Annotated in this window: 3 protein-coding genes and 1 pseudogene; 2 read left to right on the plus strand and 2 right to left on the minus strand. The window is 59.0% G+C overall.

Annotated features, from left to right (window positions below; translation table 11 throughout):
- Together EGI20_RS17525 and lolA are read left to right on the plus strand one after the other, a co-directional pair.
- Nucleotides 1-321: pseudogene (locus EGI20_RS17525) on the plus strand (NAD+ synthase); the annotation flags it as partial.
- A complete protein-coding gene (gene lolA, locus EGI20_RS17530) occupies nt 321-815 on the plus strand; it encodes an outer membrane lipoprotein periplasmic chaperone LolA (RefSeq protein ID WP_498633004.1) in 495 nt (164 codons plus the stop codon). The pseudogene EGI20_RS17525 and the gene lolA, both read left to right, overlap by 1 nt.
- A gap of 409 nt (nt 816-1224) precedes the next feature.
- On the opposite strand, the gene flgL is transcribed toward lolA, so the two are convergent.
- Both flgL and EGI20_RS17540 read right to left on the minus strand, forming a co-directional pair.
- The gene (flgL, locus tag EGI20_RS17535) at nt 1225-2121 is read right to left on the minus strand and encodes a flagellar hook-associated protein FlgL (protein ID WP_498630117.1); all 897 of its coding nucleotides are present in this window, start codon (nt 2119-2121) and stop codon (nt 1225-1227) included.
- A gap of 10 nt (nt 2122-2131) precedes the next feature.
- The coding region (locus tag EGI20_RS17540) for a flagellar basal body rod C-terminal domain-containing protein (RefSeq protein ID WP_498633006.1) at nt 2132-2437 on the minus strand (306 nt) is incomplete at its 5' end.

The following is a 2437-nucleotide window of genomic DNA, read 5'->3' on the forward strand; positions in this document are numbered from 1 at the left end:
TGGCGCAACTTGCAAGGCGCGGTCATCCCCGAGCGCATCATCACCCGTCCGCCTTCGGCCGAGCTGCGCCCCGACCAGACCGATCAGGACAGCCTGCCGCCTTACGATGTGCTGGACGCGATTATGCAGCGCTATGTGGAAGGCAATCTGTCGGCCGCCGAGATTATCGCCGACGGCTACGCCGAAGCCGATGTACTGCGCGTGGTACGCTTGCTGAAAATCAATGAATACAAACGCCGCCAGGCACCGGTAGGCCCGCGCATTACGCGCCGCGCGTTCGGCAAAGACTGGCGCTACCCGATCACCAACCGGTTCAGCTAATGAAAATCCTGTTTATTCCGCTCCTGGCCAGTCTGGCGCTGCCGGTTCATGCCGCAGCCATCGCCCAGCTCAAGGCCTTTGTCGCCGGCACGCAAACCGTGTCGGCCCAATTCGAGCAGACCGTGACCAACCAGAAGCACCGCGAGCAGGCTCACGGCACGCTGGAGATCTCGCGTCCGGGCAAATTTCGCTGGAGCTACGCCAAACCGTTCGAGCAGGTGATTGTCGGCGACGGAAAACGGCTGTGGATTTACGACAAGGAATTGGCACAGGTCACCAGCAAACCGCTGGACAGCGCGCTAGGCTCCAGCCCGGCGGCACTGCTGGCCGGCAACAATGCCATCGAACGCAACTACATCCTGAAAGAGGCCGGCAAGGAAGGCGGTCTGGAATGGCTGAATGCCACGCCGCGCTCCGGCCCGATCAGTACAAGGGTTTCCGCCTTGCCCTGGGTCAGCGCAGAAAGATCCATACCGCGTAGCGAAAAACGCTGACGCACTTGCCCGGTTACCTGGAAATGCAGCTTCCCGTCCAGCGTGCCATCCGTTTTTGCCTCGCGCTGCGCCCATTGCGCCCCGACTTCATCGGTTCTGGCCTGCAAGGGCTCTTTTTCAATGCGCCGACTGCCCAGTTCGCGCCCCAAATCGGACTTAAGCAGTTCCAGACGGCGCAATAGCTGATCAACAAAATCAAGCGATTGCTGGGCGCTCGTCAATTGCTGATTCAACTGCGTACTATAACGCCAGCCCGACACCGCTGATTCGCGCTGGCCACGGTTTTCCGTGTCAGCGGTGGCGGATAGCGACCCTGTACGCGCAGCAGCCACAACGGGCTCGGCCAGCCGGCCTTTTTTGCCAAGTGCCGGCGTATCCAGTGTCGTCAACAAGGAGCGCATATCCGTCCTCAGATCACATTAAACAAGGTCAGCTGGCTGACCTTGCCGTAGGCCTTCTGGCTTGCCTGCAGGGCAAGTGTGTAGGCATTCATTTTGATGAAGGCCTCCGCATAGTCGAGCCGGCCGATATCGGTTGCATTTTTCTGGTTGGCAAGACTGACGTTGCTGTGGTTGTCGGCCATCATCTTGATGATGTTCTGCGCCCCGCCCTGCTGGGCGATCTTGCTGCCTATCATCTGGTGCGCACTATCCAGCACACCCAAGGTTTTGCGCACATCATCACCCACGGCCGCCGCCGTCAAGGCAGGATCGTCCAGCTTCACAATCAGCGCTTCCAGCTGGTTGAGCATGTCGGGCAACTGCGCCAGCGTGGTATTCGACACCTGACTGACGCCATGCCCCACAACCACCGGGATCGTCTCCTCATTGCCGGCAAAACTATACACACCGGCTGTGGCATCACGCTGGATGGCAGGCTTATCATTGGCTGTACCGGAAAAAAGATAGCGCCCCTCCTGGTCACGGACATTGGCAGAAAACACCAGACTATCACGCAGACTTTTAAGCGAGCTGCCCATGGCCTTCAGATCGGCAGCCGTATTGCTGCCATCGGCCGCCCACACCAGCAAGTCACGCATCTGCATCATGTCATTGCTGATGCTATCCAGATGCGCCTCGTTCAACGACAAGCGCGTGCTAAGCGCAGTGATATTGGAAAGATACTGGCCGATGGCCGCCTCCTCGCGCTCCAGACGCAGCAGGCGCACGCTGGCTATCGGATCATCGGAGGGCACATTCAGACGGTTACCCGATGACATCTGCTGCCCAAGCTCGGCCAATTTGGCGTTATTGTCCTGCATCACGGCATTCATGGCACTGTGGTACTGGGTGCTGGCGATACGCATCTTCAACTCCTTACAAAATGGCCAGCGTGCTGTCGAACAGCTCGCCAGCCACGGCGATCACCTTCATATTCGCCTGATACATTTTCTGAAACTCGATCAGGTTAACCGCCTCGTCGTCGCTACGCACGCCGCTGGTCGACTTCCATGCGCTCTCGGCCTCGGCACGCACGGCCTTAGCCGTCCCCAGCGAAGCCTTGTTCTGCTGACTGGCAATGGCCAGCTGCCCGACCAGCTGCGCATAGGCATCGCCAAAGCTCACCTTGCCAAGAGCGGCGATATCCACCTTTTCTTCACGAATACCGATCAGTGCATTCAG

Source organism: Aquitalea sp. S1-19, from assembly GCF_024343515.1.

Bases quoted from the DNA above. Each gene is read 5' to 3' on its own strand.
- flgL (WP_498630117.1), bottom strand. From the start codon at position 2,121: ATGCGTATCGCCAGCACCCAGTACCACAGTGCCATGAATGCCGTGATG.
- lolA (WP_498633004.1), top strand. From the start codon at position 321: ATGAAAATCCTGTTTATTCCGCTCCTGGCCAGTCTGGCGCTGCCGGTT.